The 15,882-nt window shown below is 58.2% G+C and carries 22 protein-coding genes; 11 read left to right on the plus strand and 11 right to left on the minus strand.

Features of this window, described 5'->3' with window-relative positions:
- Nucleotides 1-258: 258 nt before the first annotated feature.
- Complete coding sequence (locus tag ACLEJU_RS11255) at nt 259-549, minus strand: hypothetical protein (RefSeq protein WP_435422228.1); 291 nt, start codon at nt 547-549, stop codon at nt 259-261.
- Nucleotides 550-736: 187 nt separating this feature from the next.
- The gene (locus ACLEJU_RS11260; RefSeq protein ID WP_435422227.1) at nt 737-2,080 is read right to left on the minus strand and encodes a cation:proton antiporter; all 1,344 of its coding nucleotides are present in this window, start codon (nt 2,078-2,080) and stop codon (nt 737-739) included.
- Nucleotides 2,081-2,248: 168 nt separating this feature from the next.
- Between ACLEJU_RS11260 and ACLEJU_RS11265 the strand changes: the two genes are divergently transcribed.
- The gene (locus ACLEJU_RS11265; protein WP_435422226.1) at nt 2,249-2,668 is read left to right on the plus strand and encodes a low affinity iron permease family protein; all 420 of its coding nucleotides are present in this window, start codon (nt 2,249-2,251) and stop codon (nt 2,666-2,668) included.
- 65 nt (nt 2,669-2,733) lie between these two features.
- Here the strand turns inward: ACLEJU_RS11265 and ACLEJU_RS11270 are convergent, their stop codons facing one another.
- Genes ACLEJU_RS11270 through ACLEJU_RS11280 form a run of 3 tightly spaced genes read right to left on the minus strand, consistent with a single transcriptional unit; the run spans nt 2,734 to nt 3,464 of the window.
- Nucleotides 2,734-2,958, minus strand: a complete 225-nt coding sequence (locus ACLEJU_RS11270) for a DUF2188 domain-containing protein (RefSeq protein ID WP_435422225.1) — start codon at nt 2,956-2,958, stop codon at nt 2,734-2,736.
- 16 nt (nt 2,959-2,974) lie between these two features.
- Complete coding sequence (locus tag ACLEJU_RS11275; RefSeq protein ID WP_177328449.1) at nt 2,975-3,133, minus strand: hypothetical protein; 159 nt, start codon at nt 3,131-3,133, stop codon at nt 2,975-2,977.
- Between the two features lie 37 nt (nt 3,134-3,170).
- Nucleotides 3,171-3,464: a DUF6555 family protein gene (locus ACLEJU_RS11280; protein WP_435422224.1), complete on the minus strand. Its 294-nt coding sequence runs from the start codon at nt 3,462-3,464 to the stop codon at nt 3,171-3,173.
- Nucleotides 3,465-3,641: 177 nt separating this feature from the next.
- On the opposite strand from ACLEJU_RS11280, the gene ACLEJU_RS11285 reads away from it, so the two are divergent.
- Nucleotides 3,642-4,181 carry a type 1 glutamine amidotransferase domain-containing protein gene (locus tag ACLEJU_RS11285; protein WP_435422223.1) on the plus strand — a complete coding sequence of 180 codons (540 nt, stop codon included), beginning with the start codon at nt 3,642-3,644 and terminating at the stop codon, nt 4,179-4,181.
- 61 nt (nt 4,182-4,242) lie between these two features.
- Here ACLEJU_RS11285 and ACLEJU_RS11290 read toward each other — a convergent pair whose 3' ends face one another.
- Nucleotides 4,243-4,767, minus strand: a complete 525-nt coding sequence (locus tag ACLEJU_RS11290; protein WP_435422222.1) for a hypothetical protein — start codon at nt 4,765-4,767, stop codon at nt 4,243-4,245.
- 196 nt (nt 4,768-4,963) lie between these two features.
- Between ACLEJU_RS11290 and ACLEJU_RS11295 the strand changes: the two genes are divergently transcribed.
- Nucleotides 4,964-5,821: an SDR family oxidoreductase gene (locus ACLEJU_RS11295; RefSeq protein WP_435422221.1), complete on the plus strand. Its 858-nt coding sequence runs from the start codon at nt 4,964-4,966 to the stop codon at nt 5,819-5,821.
- Nucleotides 5,822-5,875: 54 nt separating this feature from the next.
- Here the strand turns inward: ACLEJU_RS11295 and ACLEJU_RS11300 are convergent, their stop codons facing one another.
- Together ACLEJU_RS11300 and ACLEJU_RS11305 are read right to left on the minus strand one after the other, a co-directional pair.
- Complete coding sequence (locus tag ACLEJU_RS11300; RefSeq protein WP_435422220.1) at nt 5,876-6,037, minus strand: hypothetical protein; 162 nt, start codon at nt 6,035-6,037, stop codon at nt 5,876-5,878.
- A gap of 9 nt (nt 6,038-6,046) precedes the next feature.
- A complete protein-coding gene (locus ACLEJU_RS11305; RefSeq protein ID WP_100773779.1) occupies nt 6,047-6,280 on the minus strand; it encodes a PLD nuclease N-terminal domain-containing protein in 234 nt (77 codons plus the stop codon).
- A gap of 196 nt (nt 6,281-6,476) precedes the next feature.
- Here ACLEJU_RS11305 and ACLEJU_RS11310 point away from each other — a divergent pair, with 196 nt between their 5' ends.
- The 4 genes from ACLEJU_RS11310 to ACLEJU_RS11325 all read left to right on the plus strand — a co-directional run bounded on the left by ACLEJU_RS11310 (nt 6,477) and on the right by ACLEJU_RS11325 (nt 8,880).
- Nucleotides 6,477-6,980 carry a CinA family protein gene (locus ACLEJU_RS11310; RefSeq protein WP_435422311.1) on the plus strand — a complete coding sequence of 168 codons (504 nt, stop codon included), beginning with the start codon at nt 6,477-6,479 and terminating at the stop codon, nt 6,978-6,980.
- Between the two features lie 12 nt (nt 6,981-6,992).
- Nucleotides 6,993-7,499, plus strand: coding sequence for a hypothetical protein (locus tag ACLEJU_RS11315; protein ID WP_435422219.1), 507 nt, complete (start codon nt 6,993-6,995; stop codon nt 7,497-7,499).
- Between the two features lie 9 nt (nt 7,500-7,508).
- Nucleotides 7,509-7,952 carry a DUF421 domain-containing protein gene (locus ACLEJU_RS11320; protein WP_435422218.1) on the plus strand — a complete coding sequence of 148 codons (444 nt, stop codon included), beginning with the start codon at nt 7,509-7,511 and terminating at the stop codon, nt 7,950-7,952.
- A gap of 577 nt (nt 7,953-8,529) precedes the next feature.
- On the plus strand, nt 8,530-8,880 hold the full coding sequence (locus ACLEJU_RS11325) for a glycoside hydrolase family 15 protein (protein WP_435422217.1): 351 nt from the start codon (nt 8,530-8,532) through the stop codon (nt 8,878-8,880).
- A gap of 164 nt (nt 8,881-9,044) precedes the next feature.
- On the opposite strand, the gene ACLEJU_RS11330 is transcribed toward ACLEJU_RS11325, so the two are convergent.
- Nucleotides 9,045-9,296 carry a hypothetical protein gene (locus ACLEJU_RS11330; protein ID WP_435422216.1) on the minus strand — a complete coding sequence of 84 codons (252 nt, stop codon included), beginning with the start codon at nt 9,294-9,296 and terminating at the stop codon, nt 9,045-9,047.
- 90 nt (nt 9,297-9,386) lie between these two features.
- The gene (locus ACLEJU_RS11335) at nt 9,387-10,985 is read right to left on the minus strand and encodes a histidine kinase famiy protein (protein ID WP_435422215.1); all 1,599 of its coding nucleotides are present in this window, start codon (nt 10,983-10,985) and stop codon (nt 9,387-9,389) included.
- Between the two features lie 195 nt (nt 10,986-11,180).
- Here ACLEJU_RS11335 and ACLEJU_RS11340 point away from each other — a divergent pair, with 195 nt between their 5' ends.
- The 3 genes from ACLEJU_RS11340 to ACLEJU_RS11350 all read left to right on the plus strand — a co-directional run bounded on the left by ACLEJU_RS11340 (nt 11,181) and on the right by ACLEJU_RS11350 (nt 13,771).
- Nucleotides 11,181-11,993: an alpha/beta fold hydrolase gene (locus ACLEJU_RS11340; protein ID WP_435422214.1), complete on the plus strand. Its 813-nt coding sequence runs from the start codon at nt 11,181-11,183 to the stop codon at nt 11,991-11,993.
- Entirely contained in the window at nt 11,986-13,170 is a 1,185-nt protein-coding gene (locus ACLEJU_RS11345) for an ATP-binding protein (protein WP_435422213.1), read from the plus strand. The genes ACLEJU_RS11340 and ACLEJU_RS11345 overlap by 8 nt, the downstream gene beginning before the upstream one ends.
- 136 nt (nt 13,171-13,306) lie before the next feature.
- On the plus strand, nt 13,307-13,771 hold the full coding sequence (locus ACLEJU_RS11350; protein ID WP_435422212.1) for a hemerythrin domain-containing protein: 465 nt from the start codon (nt 13,307-13,309) through the stop codon (nt 13,769-13,771).
- Between the two features lie 44 nt (nt 13,772-13,815).
- On the opposite strand, the gene ACLEJU_RS11355 is transcribed toward ACLEJU_RS11350, so the two are convergent.
- The gene (locus tag ACLEJU_RS11355; RefSeq protein WP_435422211.1) at nt 13,816-14,925 is read right to left on the minus strand and encodes a Gfo/Idh/MocA family protein; all 1,110 of its coding nucleotides are present in this window, start codon (nt 14,923-14,925) and stop codon (nt 13,816-13,818) included.
- Between the two features lie 173 nt (nt 14,926-15,098).
- Here ACLEJU_RS11355 and ACLEJU_RS11360 point away from each other — a divergent pair, with 173 nt between their 5' ends.
- The gene (locus tag ACLEJU_RS11360) at nt 15,099-15,344 is read left to right on the plus strand and encodes a hypothetical protein (protein ID WP_435422210.1); all 246 of its coding nucleotides are present in this window, start codon (nt 15,099-15,101) and stop codon (nt 15,342-15,344) included.
- Nucleotides 15,345-15,882 lie beyond the last annotated feature (538 nt).

Below are 15,882 nucleotides of genomic sequence, written 5' to 3' on the forward strand. Positions count from 1 at the left end.
GGTATCGTACAGGTCGAATCCTGCCCCAGAAGCTCCCGGGAAGCCGATTGGACGCGGGAAGATCTTTTTTTCCATGGGTACAGCGGGAACGACAACGAAACGTGTTTGACGGCGCTGAGAGACCAGTTGAACACACCGCCGCTGGTTGGGCTTGGCTTCGGGAAAAATCAGAGTGAAATCCAAGTGAGTTGCTTTGAGAACAGCGGTTGGTGTTACCTGTGGACAACGACCGCCGCTGAAATCCTGTGTTTGTAAAAGCTACGCAGCCTGTCTTACTGCAGGCTGCTGATCAGTCGCCAAGCGCCTTGCACGTTCCACGCCCCAGGCCAAGGCCCGAGTCATGGACTCGCCTGGTCGAGAGTCGAAGGCTTCTTCATGACGGGCCATTCCACAACCCGCATAGACCCCGATGAACATCTGAGTCTGGCCAACCCTTGAAAGCCTAACCTGCACGTCGATCGAGGTGTCGTCATCCAGTTTCTCGCCGTGAGACCGATGATGAAGCACTGGATCCGACCAATTCCAAAAAACATCACCTCGAATACGCATGCCGGCCTCCTACGACTTTAGTCTTATATTGTGAAACCTCACCATAGCCCATTAGCGCGACCATTCAGTGAAATCGCAATGATTTAGCGCGAATCAGGGATTTGGCTTTGGGCAAAGCCGTCTACGGTGACGGTTGGTACGACCATCATCAGGCACAGCGTTTAAGGATCACGCCGAACCCTGGAGGTCACCGAGCGCTCCGCTTCCACGCCTCATAACGTGCAAGCAGCGGCTGCACGCTGAGCCCGTGCAGCAAAATGCTCAACGCCACAACTGACAGCACCAGATTGCTGACTTCCACTGCAGAGCCCGGCAACAGGCCGTGATTGATGGCATAAAACAGATAGTAGAAGCTACCAATGCCTCGAATGCCGAACCACCCCAGCAGCCCACGCTGCCTCGCATCCAGCATTCCCCGGAACGGCATCAGCATGACGCTCAGAGGCCGGAGCACCAGGAACAGCGACCCGGCAATGATCAGAGCCCGCCAATCCCAATGGGCGACCAGCACAACGCCGAGCAAGGTCACTAGAAAGACCTCCAGCGCCCGTTCAACCAGGCTGCCAAATGCGAGCATGTCTCCCAGCATGATCCCGGCAGCCACCTGGGAATCATCAAGCCCTTGCACATCACCTTTTACGGCCAATTCTGGCGCCACGTGCTGGTGCCCCACCACTGGCTGCACCAGATGCTCCGCAGCCGGAGCATCCGGATTGGTAGACGTCTGCACTTCGGCCTGGCGCAGGCCCAGCCCAGCAGCAAAGACCGCCAGGAACCCATAGGCCTGGATCGACTCGGCGATCACGTAAGCGAGCGCGATCAGTGCCAGGGCCAGGTAGTCGTTGGGTGACACCGTACTGTCGTCGTTACGCAGGCGCAGGAACAGCGTGAGCTTGCCCAGACCACGCCCCATCCAGTAGCCGCACAGCAGGCCAGCAGTCACGGCCCATAACATGTCTTTGAGTAGCCAATCGCCCAGCCACGGCGCCCCTGTGTTCTGCTGAAGGAACAACCCGAGCATGACGAATGGAAAAGCCACCCCATCGTTCAGCCCGGCCTCGCCAGACAAGCTGAAACGAACAGCATCATCATCCTGGGCATCGACCACCTGTACCAGGGTCGCCAGGACTGGGTCAGTAGGCGCGAGAATAGCCCCGATCATTACCGAGATACCCCACCCCAGATTCAGGCCGTAGTGCGCCACCAGAGCTACGCCAGCGATGCAGATCACCATCACCGGCCCAGCCAGGTAGAAGGCCCCCCACCATCTGCGGTTACCCAAGGGCAGGCGCAGCTTCAGGCCGCTGAAGAACAGCGAAAACAACACGGCGACTTCGGTCAGATGCTCCATCCAGCCGCTCGACTGGGCGACATCAAGCTGGAGGAAGCTCAGCCCGGGCGAACCCAGCGCAATGCCTAGACCAAGGCATACCACCGAGGACGTAACAGGTATCCAACGCAAATAGGAAGATGAGAGCGCGAGTAGCAGCAAGACTGCGCCCAGCATGGCGAACCAGACAATAAAGGTCATGTGCGCAGGGGCCTGCAAAATAGGTATCGACTAAAATTCGACGTTTCGTCACTTCATGTCGTTCCGCTGCGCTTACTTCGTCCGCCTGACGCCCCGACAAAATGTAAAAAAAGATTTCCACTCATCGCCGTGGTCAGAGCTTTTAGACAGTTGTGGAGATGCAAAAAAATGAAATTCGCACAATTTTGCCAATGGCTTTCCAACCACGCGGGCAAGCCAAGCACTTTCCTGATCGCCGTGGTGTTGATCGCCATGTGGGCAGCCTCCGGGCCCTGGTTTCACTACAACGATACTTGGCAGCTCATCGTAAATACATCCACCACCATCATCACGTTTCTCATGGTGTTCCTCATCCAGAACACTCAAAATCGTGATAACGACATTATCCATGTGAAGCTGGACGAGCTGATCAGGGCTACCCAATCGGCACACCAGTCGGTGCTCGATCTCGAAGCGCTCGACAATCGGCAAATTCATAACCTACGCAAGGAATACCGAGCCATGGGCAGCCAGTGCGAAATCGATCCTGAAAAGCCCGCCGAGCAGCTGGTAGAGAATGCGGCCCGTGCCCATCAGGAAGCTGGCTAGCAACCAAAGATACAAGCCGTTAGTGCCCCCGACATTGATACCGAGGTCACGGGCGTTAATCGGGTTCAACCCTTTGTACGGCGCGGGTCAGCAGAGCGTGGATAGGTACGCTCCTCCTCAAGCGTACCGTCAGCCTTGTGAATCTTTACCGATGCGGTTTTGCCCTCAAAGAACTCCCGCAACGCGCTCACCAGTTCCTGCTTGGTTGCAGCTCGCTTCGAGGCCCTATCGGCGCCTGCTTTCTTCAGCTCCCAACCTTCCGAAGTCGGGCTGAGGTGATAGTTGTCCATCACATGCTCCTTCTACTCAGAGAGATTGGCCATCGTCTTCAATGTCTTCCTCAGCCTCTGCGGCATCCGTGGCATCAGCGTCATTCAAAGGCGGTGACGTAGGTTTTTCCGGATCGTTGATGAAAGGCACACCACTTGGGCCGTGCTCTTCATGACCTTCAGTTTTTGGTTGCATGACAAAGCCTCCAGTCAGTTGGGACAGCTGCAGGCCGCTAATCGCCCACACCCGTCCCGGAAAATTTTTCAACAGCGATAGGCGGCGCAATGAACTCCGGACCATCGCCTGCCAATCGCCACTTCACATTCTCGATCCCGTAGCGCTCGGCCATGGGCCGGCTGACCATCTTGATGTTCTGCTGACTGAATCTGGGAATGATGCCGACCCCTGCGTCGCAGCTTGCCCAATGCCAGGCAGCGGCGTTGTCCATTTTTTCCAGACGGATGATGAACGTTCGGCTTTCGTCATGAAGCGTGTAGTCGATTACGTACAGTTGCTGTCCAGCCACGTGAGTCTCTCCCTTTTCACTCATGCGTCTGTGAGGGGAGATGGACGAGAAAAATTCAATTGAAAAGCCAGGCGGCGAAATACGACGCGGAACCAGCGATTCATAAAATCGTCTTTGAACTTCGAGCTTGACAGATGGCCTCCTCTTTCAGGTCCATCGGAAAACGGAGACTCATCAATGAATGCACAACTGAGTGGCAAGCGCGTGGCCTTCCTGGTCACCGATGGTTTTGAACAAGTCGAACTGACCGGCCCGCGTAAAGCCCTGGAAAAAAATGGTGCCGTGGTCGACATCCTGAGTGACAAGGAAGGGACGGTACGCGGCTGGAACCATGACAAGCCCGCCGACGAATTTGCAGTGGATGCGACGTTCGACAGTGCCCACCTGGATCTCTACGACGCCCTTGTGCTGCCGGGCGGCGTGCAGAATTCCGACACCATCCGGCTGATACCCGGCGCTCAAAAGCTGGTGAAAAGCCATAACTCGGCAAGCAAGCCATTGGCGGTCATCTGCCACGGCGCCTGGCTGCTGGTGTCGACCGGCTTGGCCCAGGGCAAGCGGATGACCAGCTACAAGACGCTGCAGGACGATATTCGCAATGCAGGCGGTAACTGGGTTGATGAAGAAGTAGTGGTGGATGGCAACCTGATCACCAGCCGCAAACCGGACGATATTCCGGCCTTCAATGAGCAGTTGATCAAAGCCTTGGCTGACTGACCCTTTTCTGTGCAAACCGGCCCCCTTTTCAGGGGGCCATACTTTCGCGGAATAAGCGTTCTCACGCCAATTGGATGTAAACCGAATAGCTACCCAGCAGCAACCAGAACACCAGAAAGATCCATGGTGTACGTAGCGAGAACAGCAGCGACTTTCGATGCCCTGCTCGGGAAGTCTCAGCTTCGCAGAAAAGCGGCGACTCATCGTAAGCCAACCCCATCAGAGGCTCGCTGCGTAGCAAGTGGCTTTGCTTCAGCTGCCAGTGATCGATGATGTTGTACGCCGCCCGTATCCCAGGCCAGGCATTGAGCGAGCTCAGCACACCCAGCAATGCAAGGAATGCGGGCACGATCAGCGTAAACATTTCTCCCCATCCTTGATTGAGATTACCCATGGACGACACGAATGCAATGACCAGAAAGGATTGGGCAGCCAGGTAGGCGTCGGTACGGTTGGCCAGAATGCTGGTTTCGTACTGGATCTCACGCCGGTAGAAGTCCAGACGCTCTTTGGGGGAGCCGAACATCCTGGCGTTGTGTTCGCTGATTTCATGTTCCGGGGTCGTGGGGGTAATGATTCGAGGCACTTGTTCCTCCTGCAATGCGTCTCCCGGCGAGAAGATCGCGAGAGGGTCAGTTCGGTAGAACAAACGATGCAACCTGAAATTCAATTCGCATTCGAGTAGGGCACCGCTCGTCGTGCCAGGAGCACATTCAACCCAACGCACAGGCATCCGATGCTTCGAAACGGTAAGAGCGTTCTCAACTGCAGGAGCTTCTACCATGCGAGATTTCCCGACCCCGCCCTTTCCGTCCCAGCCGCAAAGCGTTCCGGGTTCACAACGCAAGATGGACCCCTACCCAGACTGTGGTGAGCAGTCGTATACCGGCCACAATCGCCTTGAAGGCAAGATTGCGCTGATCACCGGTGCTGACAGTGGCATCGGGCGAGCCGTCGCCATCGCCTATGCCCGCGAGGGTGCTGACGTTGCCATCGCGTACCTCAATGAGCATGAAGACGCGCAGGAAACCGCGCGCTGGGTCGAAGCTGCAGGCCGACAATGCCTCCTGCTGCCGGGCGACCTCGCGCAGAAACAACACTGCTACGACATCGTGGAACAGACCGTCGAACAGTTTGGGCGCATCGACATCCTGGTCAACAACGCTGCCTTCCAGATGGCTCATGAGACCCTGGAAGAAATTGACGATGATGAATGGGTGAAAACCTTCGACACCAACATCACGGCTATCTTCAGGATCTGCAAGGCAGCTCTGCCTTCCATGCCAAAGGGCAGCTCAATCATCAACACAAGCTCGGTCAATTCCGATGATCCATCGCCAAGCTTACTGGCCTATGCAACGACCAAGGGTGCCATTGCCAACTTCACGGCGGGTTTGGCTCAACTGCTAGGAAAGAAGGGAATACGGGTCAACAGCGTTGCGCCTGGCCCCATCTGGACCCCTTTGATCCCCGCCACCATGCCCGATGAGGCGGTTAAGAACTTTGGTTCCAGCTACCCCATGGGACGACCAGGGCAGCCGGTGGAAGTCGCGCCAATCTATGTGCTGCTGGGCTCCGATGAGGCCAGTTACATCAGTGGCTCACGGTACGCTGTCACCGGCGGTAAACCAATCCTCTGACGAAAAAGAGGCTCGCCCAGAAGGCGAGCCTCAGACCTGATTCTCGAGACGAAATCAGGGTTTGTGCTGCCCGTGATCACGTGCTGTTTTTTGCGCCGTAGAGTCATGAGATGTACCGGACGAGCCATCCGGACGATGAGCATCGTTATCGCGCTCCTCTTCGCCGCCAGACTTCGATTGTGAGCCTGGCTTCTTCTGCTGGACTTCTTTCGTCATGCTGCTCTCCTACCCTTTACTGTGTTCCGGGGAGGTCGGCCCGGTGCCGCGCTTGATGCCACGAGGCCCGGCCACGCCCCAGATGGCCAGCCCGACGATGGGCAGTACCACCAGTATCAACGACCACATCACTTTGGTCGCGTCAGACTTGTCGCTACGGAAAACGCTAACGATCGCCCATAGGTCAACCAGCAAGATGATTGCCGCTACGGCTATCCAGAAGTACGTGACAGGATCATTCATGATCGATTCTCCCTCTTTCCAGATGAATTGGCCGCATCGCTGACTCGATGACTGCCGGCCCTGTACACAAGGGAAGCCAGAGTGATGAGCAAAGTTCAGGCTAGATTTACTGCGTGGGATGGATGGACAAAGATGCGCTGAACCAATCATTGTTTGATTGCGTCCACCGCACATGAACAAGCGAGTCGATTCTCTTATGGCAAGTGAACCGGTACTGGCCGCCCTCGGCTATCTCAAAGACAACCAGTTGATCCTGACGACTGCGGAGTCGTGCACGGCAGGCTGCATGGTGGCTCTTCTGGCAGCGGTGCCCGGTACCGGAGAGGTGCTGGAAAGTGGCTATGTGGTCTACTCCCCCAGCGCCAAAAAGCGCTTGCTTGGCGTCAGCGCCCCAACCATCGAACGTTACGGCCTGACCAGCGAGGCAGTAGCGTGGGAAATGGCCCTGGGAGCGTTGAGAGACAGCGATGCCAATGTCGTGATCGCTACCACTGGCGTAGCTGGGCCTGGACCGGAATCTGGTGTACCGCCAGGCACAATGTGCTTTGCCTGGGCCTTTGCCGGCGAACCGGTAGCCGTATTTACCCGTACCCAACGGTTCTTCGGTGAGCGGGCTGATGTGATGCGCCAAGGGGCGCTGTTCGGGCTAACTCGGCTTGCCCACTACCATCAACGCTGGCTTCGCGGCGAGCGCGCCTGAGGGCAAGTGATCATGCCGGAAGACGAATGGGCGTCCAGGCGCAATCCTGTTCAAGAAGACATGTCGATGCAACAACGCGTCTGGCGCTTCGAGCGCGTTGGCTGGTATCTGCTCGTCATTGTCGTCCTGCTCGCCTTGGCAGGGCTCTTTGGCAACGGCCCGCTCAGTGATGCTGAAGTGGTAAGCCAGGATGGTCGTGTCAAAGTCGAGTATCAGCGCCTCAGTCGCAGCGGCACGACCGACAACCTCTACATAACGGTTCGAGGAGAGCCCGGTCAGCCGGTCAAGGTAGAGCTTGAGGGCTCTTTACTGCGCGCAGCCAGTATCGAGACGATGCAGCCGGAACCGCAACTTTCGATGTCGCATGGCCTTGCCCTGTTGCTGCAACTGGGTACCAGCAAAGACGGCGTGGCCACCTTGTACCTGACGCTTCGAAGTGATCACGTGGGTACCTTGGAGGGCGTCGTCAGGACAGGCCCCCAAAGCGCTGTCCACTTTTCTACATTCCTCTACCCATAGGGACGCGTCATGGATTCGATACTCCGCGCAGCCGGGATGTATGTGGCCCTCATGGTGCTGTTCCGCATAGCCGGACGCCGCTCACTGGCTGACCTGACCACCTTCGACTTCGTCTTGCTGCTGATCATTGGGGAGGCGACTCAGCAGGCACTGCTGGGTGAAGACTTTTCATTCACCAACGCCATGCTGGTCATTGCTACGCTGATCGTCCTCGATGTTGGGCTGTCGTTGGCAAAGCTTAACTCCAAGCCCTTGGCGCGGCTTCTGGATGGGCACGCTACCTTGATCGTGGAGAACGGGCAATTTCTGCATCATCGAATGCGCCGCGCGCGCCTCACGGAAGACGACATTCTCGAGTCGGCAAGGAACAGCCAAGGTATTGAAAACATCCAGCAGGTCAAATTTGCCATCGTCGAGCGCAATGGCAAGATCTCGATCATTCCCGCCGATTAGAGCCTCAATATCGCCTGACCATGATCAATGCTGGGAACTGGCATCACATGGCGCCGGGACACAAGCCATTCCCGCATCCGCTCGGTATCGAAAATCTGACCCTCTTCCATCATTAGCAGAATGAGCGACTGGGACATCCGGTAGCAACCGCATAGAGAGCAGCTTCGCTCTTCCCAGCCACTGGTACATTCGACGGACTCAGCCTGTCCGGCGCAGATCAAACAACTCATACAAGCCCCCTGTTGTTCTTGTTCAGTCGAGGGTGGTCATAGGGATCAAATAGATCCCATGTCTCTCGCTTTGTATGAGATTCCCATGACAATCCTAAATTCCCTCCATTTTCTCTGCCCCAACCAGGCGCTCTACAAGTGTGTCCCACACAGTACCAGACACCTGGGGAGGGTCGAGATGAACCGCTGGTGATACAGCCATTGAACTTAATCGATGAACGAATCGATGGCTCACACAGGGAATGGTGTCAGTGGTCTAAGGGCCTTGTCTACGACGGGCCTTACAAGCACTTGTTAGTCCGGAACGTTTTGGCCCTCAGCTGCTACTGTCCTCTCCCAGTGGTTCGATGACGGCAGCCACTTCATCACTGCCTGAGCGAACTGGTGGGAGCAAAAATTACGACAATCTATTCGCCTGGATCCGTGATGCCGGCTACACCATCGAAGCGTTCCTGAGCATCGGCGCACAGCCGGAAGCCAAGGCTGCCTTCACCTGGTTGCTGCGTAGGCTGGATGAACATGGGCCACGAGTGTTTTACACCCTGGACGGGGCAACAGGCGATTGCGTGCGCCCGGTCGACCTCCCTGGCTACAAGAATTCGCCTCCCGGCGTCGGCAACGATGCCCGTGATCAGCTGCAACATCGTGCACGAACCGCGCACGCAGAAGCATTGCGGGGGCTATCGCGGGGGGGGTAGGTATCTACTCGGAAATGATCGACCCGAATTCCGGCCAATACCTTGGCAACCTTCCGCAGGGCCTGACCCACTTGGCTGCTCTTCGGCAGCGCTGGCCATCGGAGGCTACCTCCCTGATCGATGATGCCAATCTTCGTGAGCGTTGTCGTCGATATGGGTGGGTGTCAAACGGGATGGTAGTCCGCGCCGGCAATGGCTTTGAGAAAGGCCCGGTCGGCGAGCCGCCGCAGATCTCGCCATTCGCACCAGTCGATAAGCTCCAAGCGGTCCATCTCGTCGACCTGGCGAAGCAACTCTTCGTAGTGGCTACTTGGGCAATCACGCCTGCGCTCGACATCGTCATACAGCGCAAACCAACGGTTCACAGCAGCCAGACGACGCTGCTCCTGGGTGATCTGCCGGGTGATCGCGTTCATGTCGCCAGCCCTCGCACGCTTTGACTGTCGAGCCCGCAGCCGCGGCTAGGTTCACTTGCAAAAGGTCAGCGGTAGGACAGCCTCGCAGCCTCAACCCACGCCGGTCGGGCCATCGAGGACTTGCCTTACCCTGCGGGCAAGGTCGTGGGGTTGGCAGGGTTTGGAAATGACCTCAAACTCAGAACCGCCGATATCCGTGCGTTCTATCGAGTTTTCCGCGTAACCGGTGGTCAGCAGCACCTTGATCTGCGGTTGCAGGCGGCGCACCTCTCGGGCGAGCATGACCCCATTCATCCCGCCGGGCATGATCAGGTCGCTGAACAACAGGTCGTAGCGCTCCCCTGCCTGTATCAGCTTCAAGGCCTCACGCGCGTTGAGCACCATGTCGGCGGCATAGCCGTAGTCCTCCAATACCATCTTGGCCAGTTCCGCGACATCCGGCCGGTCTTCGACGATGAGGATGCGCTCGGTACCGGCGCTACGCTCAGCCGCCTTCATGGGCTTTTGCTGGGCGATACTAGCCTCGTCTACCGGGAAGTACAGGCGCAGCGTCGTGCCCTCGCCCTCTTCGGTATAGATGCGCGCTGCCCCTCCGGACTGCTTGGCAAAGCCGTACACCATCGACAAGCCCAGGCCGGAGCCTTTGCCCTCCTCCTTGGTGGTAAAGAAAGGATCCATTACCCGGTCACGGATACTGGCCGGCATGCCAATACCATTGTCGGTGACCGACAAGCTCACATAGCTCCCAGGCAACAGGCCATCGAAAGAAAGGTTGATGTCGTGGACCTGGACATTACGGGTTTGAAGGAACACGCGCGGGCGCTTGCGTCCGATGAGCGCGTCCCGTGCATTCATGAAAATATTGAGTAACGCCACTTCGGCCTGCGTTGCATCGATGCGGCAATTTCGCAGGTTTGTTTCAAGGTCGAACTCCACCACCACCTCGGCACCAAAGGTACGCTCCATCAACGGCCGCACATCATCGACCAGGTGATTAAGATTAAGGACCCGCCCATGCAGCTTCTGCTTGCGGGCGAAAGCCAGCAACTGCTTGGTCAAGGTACTGGCGCGCTCAACCGCCGTCTGGGCGTGGCCGACACTGCGCCGGACCCGGTTGAGATCGAGTTGGGATTTGTCTGCTTCGCTCGCGATCAAACCAAGATATCCCCCCATGACCTGCAGTAGATTGTTGAAATCGTGGGCAATCCCCCCCGTCAGTTGCCCCAACGCTTCCATCTTCTGCGCCTGGCGCAGTGCGTCTTCAGCATCACGCCGACGGCTGACGTCCAATTGCGAGGCGAAGTAGTAAACAAGGTCGCCGCGCTCGTTGAAAATGGGGGATATGAACAGCGCATTCCAGAAACTGGAGCCGTCCTTGCGATAGTTGAGAATTTCAGTGGCAATATCGACACGTTGTGCGATGGAATCGCGTAGGGTTTCTACGATCGAAGCGTCGGTCTCAGGGCCCTGCAAGAAGCGACAATTGCGTCCGATGATCTCCTCAAGGCCATAGCCAGTCATTTCCAGGAACGCCCGATTGGCGAAAATGATAGGGTTGTCGTCACGGTTGGGGTCGGTGACGAGCATTGGCATGCGGGTAGTTTCCACGGCTGCGAAAAACATGTCGTGCGGCAGCTGAGTGATGTCGCCTGATGCCTGGTTACTGACGCGCGCCTTTTTGCTGGTCACGCTGACCTCCTTGATAACTGTGATACTGACCGATCTGCACAGCGGTAACAGGTAAGTTGCTCGCCCTTCACCGTTGCGCTTGAAACTTTGATCGGCGCAGTACTGTCGACTCGCTCTCGCTTCGCTTAGTTTCACCCTCTGTTATTTGCCTTTGAATTTTTGCCTGGCAGGCTGCTGTACACCAACGGGACGGGTATGGATATCGGAAAGCGCAACAACGTGAACCTTTCGGGCAACGGCAGCGCGACACTGATTTTTTCGCACGGTTTTGGCTGTGACCAATCCATGTGGAATTACCTGCTGCCCCATTTTCAAACGCGTTTCCGGCAGGTCACCTATGATCTGGTGGGTGCTGGCCGCTCGGACCTGACGGCCTATGATCGCGAAAAGTACGATACGCTCGCAGGTTATGCCGCTGACCTGAACGAAGTCATCACCGCGTTCGCCGAAGGCGCCGTCATACTGGTAGGCCACTCGGTCAGCGCGATGATCGGCGTACTGGCCGACCGTTTGCACCCTGGGCGCATCGCCGCGCACGTCATGGTCGGCCCCTCGCCGTGTTATATCGACTCGGGTGACTACCAGGGCGGCTTCAAGGAGCAAGACATTCACGCCCTGCTCGACACCCTCGACAGCAATTACCTGGGCTGGTCCAGCAGCATGGCCCCGGTCATCATGGGTGCCCCTGGACAGCCGGCGCTCAGCGAGGAGCTGACCAACAGCTTCTGCCGCACAGACCCGGAAATTGCCCGGCAATTCGCCCGAGTGACCTTTCTGTCGGACAACCGCCGGGACGTCAGCGGCCTGCAGACACCGACGTTGATCCTGCAATCCAGCGAAGACCTGATCGCACCCCTGGCGGTGGGCCAGTACCTGCACAGGGTGCTGGCGCACAGCCAGCTGTGCCTGATTGATAACATCGGCCACTGCCCGCACATAAGTGTGCCCAGCGCCTGCGCAGCCGCCATGGACGCGTTCCTGGCGACCTGGGTTGACAGCCATGAGTAAAGCGGCGCTGCCCGATGCCGACGCGCTGTTCGAGCAGGCGCCTTGCGGGCTGGTGATCACCACCGAAGAGGGGACCATCCTGCGCAGCAACCAGACATTCGGCAACTGGCTCGGCCATGCACCGACACAATTGCTGGCAAGGCGCTTCCAGGACCTGCTCACCGTTGGCGGTCGGATCTTTCATCAGACGCACTGGGCGCCGCTGATGAAAATGCAAGGTTCCGTCGCGGAAGTTAAGCTCGATCTGCTGCACAGCCAGGGTCATGTCATCACCATGCTGCTAAATGGTGTTCGCCGCGAGCGACCTGAAGGCGTGTATTACGAGCTGGCACTGTTTGGCACGATCGAGCGGGATCGCTATGAGCGCGAGTTGCTTGCCGCGCGCCGCCGTGCCGAAGAGCTACTGACTCAGACAACCGCTGCCGAGGCCGCGTTGAAACAGGCCAAGGTCGAATTGGCTGCGGCTTACAAGGACGCCCAACGACGCGCGGCATTTGCCGAGCAAATGGTGGCCGTTGCCAGCCATGATCTGAAAAATCCGCTGACCGCGATCAGGATGGCCGCACAGTTGCTGGAGCGCGGTGAGCGCAGTGACAAGGAGCGGCGCTTGCTGGGGAGTATCAACAGTTCCTCCGAACGCGCCCAACGCATGATCGCCGACCTGCTCGACTTCGCCTCGGTGCGCATCGGCCAAGGTATCGCCATTCGTCAGCGTTCAGTGAACCTGTTGAAGACCGTGGACCAATGTGTGAGTGAACTCAGGGTTGCCTTCCCCCACGCCCCAATTCGTCACTTGTCCCGATGCTCTGGCTCAGTCGAGCTCGATCCGGACCGTTTGCAACAGATGATCGGCAACCTGGTGGCCAATAGCGTCGCCTACGGCGACCTGCATCACCCCATCACGCTGACTACCGAGCTGGTAGATGGCGCGGCGCACGTTGCCGTGCACAACCATGGCACTTGCATCCCCGAGTCGTTGATTCCCAAGCTGTTCGAGCCCATGACTCGTGCCAGCGACCGTGATGACCCGGTACGGTCAGTGGGGCTCGGCCTTTTCATAGTGCGGGAAATCACCGAGGCTCATGGGGGCACGATCACCGTGGTTTCAAATGCGGCCTGCGGAACCACCTTCACACTGCGGCTACCTGCCAACCAGGCCGAGGACAGGTATTGCTAGCAGCAACAAGGCCTATCACTTTCGAAGCACCCTCCTCGTCACTGCAGAACTCACATCATCTGCATTGAACCCTTGCGTTTGTAGCCTACTCCACACAGAGCAACCGTGATTTTCCCAGCCCCTGAGGAGGTGTCCCATGAACGCAATCGAACTGCTGATCCAGGACCATCAACTGGTGAAGAAACTGCTCGAAGAACTGTCTTCTACCACCGAGCGCGCCGTGAAGAAACGCGCCGAACTGCTCGAACGCATCAAGCAGGAAGTGAGCATCCATACGGCTTTGGAAGAAGAGATCCTGTACCCCGCGATCAAGCAGGCCGGCGGCAAGGAAGAAGCGAAGATGTATTACGAGGCCAAGGAGGAACACCGCACGGTCGACTCGCTGGTCATTCCCGACCTGCTACAAACCGAGACCGGCACCGTGGAGTTCGCCGGTAGGGTCAAGGTGATGAAAGAGTTGCTGGAGCACCATATCGAGGAAGAAGAAAGCGAGCTGTTCCCCACAGCTCGGAAGCTGCTGGGCAAGCAGGAACTTGAAGACATGGGCCAGGCCATGGAAGCTCAAAAGAAACTGCTCAAGGGCGAACAGCGCGCCGCCTGATTGCCTTACCGCCAGCGCGCCCAACCGGGCGCGCTGGTCCGGATTTACTGGGTGGGCGACTCGGTGTTGACCATCGGCGGCACCGGCGCGAGCGGGAACGCCCTCCGCTGCTCGCGGCGCCGGGCGAAAGGCCTTGCCGCCAGTGGCTCCAGACGCTGCGGTTGGCCGGTTTCCAACGCGCGCTGAATCGCCACTATCACCCGTACATCACGCCAACCCTCGTCGCCGTCAGGCTCCGGCGCCTCGTTGCGCAGTATGCAATCGGAAAAGTAAGCCGTTTCTCCGGCGAAGTGATCGACGACCGGGTTCACGTGGACACGGGTTTCGCCGTCAATGGTCGCCCGGTAACTGATCGCCACCCCTTCCCCGTACCCAAAGCATGGCGAGGCTTCGATCTCGCCCTTGCTCCCCAGCAACTGAAAGCGCTCGGTATCCGGCAGGGTGTAGCTGACAGTGAACTGTGCCAGGCGCTCATCGGGGAAGCGCAGGCTGACAGTAACCGTGTCCCAGGTGTCGATGCTGCTGCCCAGTGAGTGCACACCCACCGCAGCTACCTCTATGGGCTCGGCATTGAACAGCTGGCGAACCATGTTCAGTGGGTACGGCCCCATGTCTGCCACAGGGCCTGCGCCGAAGCCGTTCTGCGCCCGGTGGTTGCCGGGCTTGACCCGCTGGGTGAAGGTCGAGGTGAATAGCCGCGGCTCACCGAAATTGCCGGCATGCACCCGCTCGATCATGTCCAGGGTGCCGGGTTCGGAGTGGAGGCGGTAGGCGATCATCAGCCTGGCGCCTGTTCGCCGGGAAGCCTCTATCATCGCTTGGCAGTCGGTTTCGTTGGTGGCCATGGGTTTTTCCAACAGCACATGGATGCCCGCCTCCAGCGCAGGAATCACGAACTCGCGGTGGCGAAAATTCGGCGTGGCAACGTACACCGCATCCACCTCGCCCGAGCCGAGCAGCGCCGCGTAATCTTCGTAAGCATAGGCCTTGAGCCCGTACCGGTCGGCCAGTGCCGTCGCCTTCTGCGGGTCCCCCGTGACCAGCGCGGTCATTACCGAATTCTCAGTCTGACCGATACCGGGCATGAACGCGCCTTGGGAAATCGAGCCGCCGGCCACTACGCCATAGCGGACCTTGCCTGCTGCATTGGGCATGAAACCCCTCCTTGTGGTGAAAATGATTGAGCATTTCAGTTACCAGAGTGGGCAGGTCTTACCGCCGTGAGGTTCCATAAATCTGGCCACCGTGAGTATCGGCCAAGCGTTGTGAACCTGCGTACGCGCTCGTCAGTCCCACATCGAAACGCAATCGGTTTGGGTATCGCTGGATGAATGACTGGATCGACTTTCTCGAATGGCCCGCCATGGTCCTGACCGTATTGGCCGCCTGGTGCATCGGCTCAAGGCGCCCAGGCAGACGCAAGCTGGGTTTCTGCTGCTTCATCGCCAGCAATGTGCTGTGGGGGGTGTGGGGATGGCAGGCACAGGCCTGGGCGCTGATCATCCTGCAGGTCTGCCTGTGCGTCATGAACCTGCGAGGCTGGAAGAAAAACAGGGTGATGGAGCCGGGTTGAATGGGTCGTGCTTATGTGCGCCGCAAAGTGTGGCGTCGAGGCCGTTCGTTCCACCCGTCACCGCCATCGCACGGGTCACCGCGCGGGCAGGACAAAGTATGGTGAACATCCCAAAGGAGCTGCACCATGAAGATCATCAAACCCCACTCGTTACTATTGGCACTGTGTCTTGGCGCGAGTGCGCCGCTTGTGCTGGCAGCCGCTGACATGAACGACCAACGCGTTCCAGGCACGCAAACGCAAGACAGCGGCCACATGAATGGCAATGGCGGACCCACAGGTTCAGGCACGCCTGGAGATGGCATGGGTACCGGCTCTGGCGGTACCGATAGCAACGGCACCGACAATACCGGGGGTGATGGCACCACCAACGGCTCAGGGACTGGGGCCGGAAGCGGCAACGGTACCGGGACGAACTCAGGGGGTGGCAACGGCGGTTCGAGCGGCTCTGGCGCTGGTGGCTCGAGCGGAGGCGGTTCAGGTGGTTAAAGCCTGAGTGCCCCATTCGTCAGGAGAAAGTGCCATGGGCGTCGCACGG

The sequence above is a fragment of the Pseudomonas sp. SMN11 genome (assembly GCF_052041945.1).
Classification (GTDB): domain Bacteria; phylum Pseudomonadota; class Gammaproteobacteria; order Pseudomonadales; family Pseudomonadaceae; genus Aquipseudomonas.

Coding starts and splice junctions, on each gene's coding strand:
- ACLEJU_RS11255 (WP_435422228.1), bottom strand. CDS start 549: ATGCGTATTCGAGGTGATGTTTTTTGGAATTGGTCGGATCCAGTGCTT.
- ACLEJU_RS11260 (WP_435422227.1), bottom strand. CDS start 2,080: ATGACCTTTATTGTCTGGTTCGCCATGCTGGGCGCAGTCTTGCTGCTA.
- ACLEJU_RS11265 (WP_435422226.1), top strand. CDS start 2,249: ATGAAATTCGCACAATTTTGCCAATGGCTTTCCAACCACGCGGGCAAG.
- ACLEJU_RS11270 (WP_435422225.1), bottom strand. CDS start 2,958: ATGGACAACTATCACCTCAGCCCGACTTCGGAAGGTTGGGAGCTGAAG.
- ACLEJU_RS11275 (WP_177328449.1), bottom strand. CDS start 3,133: ATGCAACCAAAAACTGAAGGTCATGAAGAGCACGGCCCAAGTGGTGTG.
- ACLEJU_RS11285 (WP_435422223.1), top strand. CDS start 3,642: ATGAATGCACAACTGAGTGGCAAGCGCGTGGCCTTCCTGGTCACCGAT.
- ACLEJU_RS11295 (WP_435422221.1), top strand. CDS start 4,964: ATGCGAGATTTCCCGACCCCGCCCTTTCCGTCCCAGCCGCAAAGCGTT.
- ACLEJU_RS11300 (WP_435422220.1), bottom strand. CDS start 6,037: ATGACGAAAGAAGTCCAGCAGAAGAAGCCAGGCTCACAATCGAAGTCT.
- ACLEJU_RS11305 (WP_100773779.1), bottom strand. CDS start 6,280: ATGAATGATCCTGTCACGTACTTCTGGATAGCCGTAGCGGCAATCATC.
- ACLEJU_RS11310 (WP_435422311.1), top strand. CDS start 6,477: ATGGCAAGTGAACCGGTACTGGCCGCCCTCGGCTATCTCAAAGACAAC.
- ACLEJU_RS11315 (WP_435422219.1), top strand. CDS start 6,993: ATGCCGGAAGACGAATGGGCGTCCAGGCGCAATCCTGTTCAAGAAGAC.
- ACLEJU_RS11320 (WP_435422218.1), top strand. CDS start 7,509: ATGGATTCGATACTCCGCGCAGCCGGGATGTATGTGGCCCTCATGGTG.
- ACLEJU_RS11325 (WP_435422217.1), top strand. CDS start 8,530: ATGACGGCAGCCACTTCATCACTGCCTGAGCGAACTGGTGGGAGCAAA.
- ACLEJU_RS11330 (WP_435422216.1), bottom strand. CDS start 9,296: ATGAACGCGATCACCCGGCAGATCACCCAGGAGCAGCGTCGTCTGGCT.
- ACLEJU_RS11340 (WP_435422214.1), top strand. CDS start 11,181: ATGGATATCGGAAAGCGCAACAACGTGAACCTTTCGGGCAACGGCAGC.
- ACLEJU_RS11345 (WP_435422213.1), top strand. CDS start 11,986: ATGAGTAAAGCGGCGCTGCCCGATGCCGACGCGCTGTTCGAGCAGGCG.
- ACLEJU_RS11350 (WP_435422212.1), top strand. CDS start 13,307: ATGAACGCAATCGAACTGCTGATCCAGGACCATCAACTGGTGAAGAAA.
- ACLEJU_RS11355 (WP_435422211.1), bottom strand. CDS start 14,925: ATGCCCAATGCAGCAGGCAAGGTCCGCTATGGCGTAGTGGCCGGCGGC.
- ACLEJU_RS11360 (WP_435422210.1), top strand. CDS start 15,099: ATGAATGACTGGATCGACTTTCTCGAATGGCCCGCCATGGTCCTGACC.